Source organism: Ruegeria sp. P10, assembly GCF_056534925.1.
Window position 1 is genome coordinate 1 of sequence record NZ_JBQERJ010000030.1, and the last position, 1,273, is coordinate 1,273.

Annotated in this window: 1 protein-coding gene; it reads left to right on the forward strand. The window is 62.7% G+C overall.

Features of this window, described 5'->3' with window-relative positions; all coding sequences use genetic code 11:
• A partial coding sequence (glyA, locus tag ACR0FB_RS20665) for a serine hydroxymethyltransferase (RefSeq protein ID WP_480621778.1) occupies window positions 1-1,273 on the forward strand: 1,273 nt, incomplete at its 5' end.

The window sequence follows — 1,273 nt, forward strand, 5'->3', positions numbered from 1 at the left end:
CGGATTTTTCACCCAGTCCCTTTCTGATCGTGATCCCGAGCTTTTTGGCTCGATCACGTCGGAACTGGGTCGTCAGCGCGACGAGATCGAGCTGATCGCGTCCGAGAATATCGTCTCTGCCGCCGTGATGGAGGCGCAGGGCTCGGTGATGACCAACAAATACGCCGAAGGCTATCCCGGCCGCCGCTATTATGGCGGCTGCCAGTTCGTCGACATCGCCGAAAACCTGGCCATCGACCGCGCCAAGCAGCTGTTCGGCTGTGAATTCGCCAATGTGCAGCCCAATTCCGGCTCTCAGGCCAACCAGGGCGTGTTTCAGGCGCTGATCAAGCCCGGCGACACCATTCTGGGCATGAGCCTGGATGCCGGCGGTCACCTGACCCACGGCGCGCGTCCGAACCAGTCGGGCAAGTGGTTCAACGCGGTGCAGTATGGCGTCCGCAAGGAAGACAACATGCTCGATTATGATCAGGTCGAGGCGCTGGCGAAAGAGCACCAGCCCAAGCTGATCATCGCCGGCGGTTCGGCCATCCCGCGCCAGATCGACTTTGCCCGCATGCGTCAGATTGCCGACATGGTCGGGGCCTATCTGCACGTGGACATGGCGCATTTCGCCGGTCTGGTTGCGGCGGGCGAACATCCCAGCCCCTTTCCGCATGCGCATGTGGCCACCACCACCACGCACAAGACCCTGCGCGGCCCGCGCGGCGGCATGATCCTGACCAATGATGAAGATATCGCCAAGAAAGTGAACTCGGCCATCTTCCCCGGCATTCAGGGCGGCCCGCTGATGCATGTGATCGCGGCCAAGGCCGTGGCCTTTGGCGAGGCGCTGCGGCCCGAGTTCAAGGACTATGTCAAGCAGGTGATCACCAACGCCCAGGCGCTGTCGGATCAGCTGATCAAGGGCGGTCTGGACACGGTGACCCACGGCACCGACACCCATGTGGTGCTGGTCGACCTGCGCCCCAAAGGCGTCAAGGGCAACGCCACCGAAAAGGCCTTGGGCCGGGCGCATATCACTTGCAACAAGAACGGTGTGCCGTTTGATCCGGAAAAGCCGACCATCACGTCGGGCATCCGTCTGGGTTCGCCCGCCGGCACCACCCGCGGCTTCGGCGAGGTCGAATTCCGCCAGATCGCCGACTGGATCATCGAAGTGGTCGACGGCCTGGCCGCCAATGGCGAAGACGGCAACGGCGCCGTCGAAGCCAAGGTCAAGGCCGAGGTCGCAGACCTCTGCGCCAAATTCCCGATCTATCCGAACCTGTAA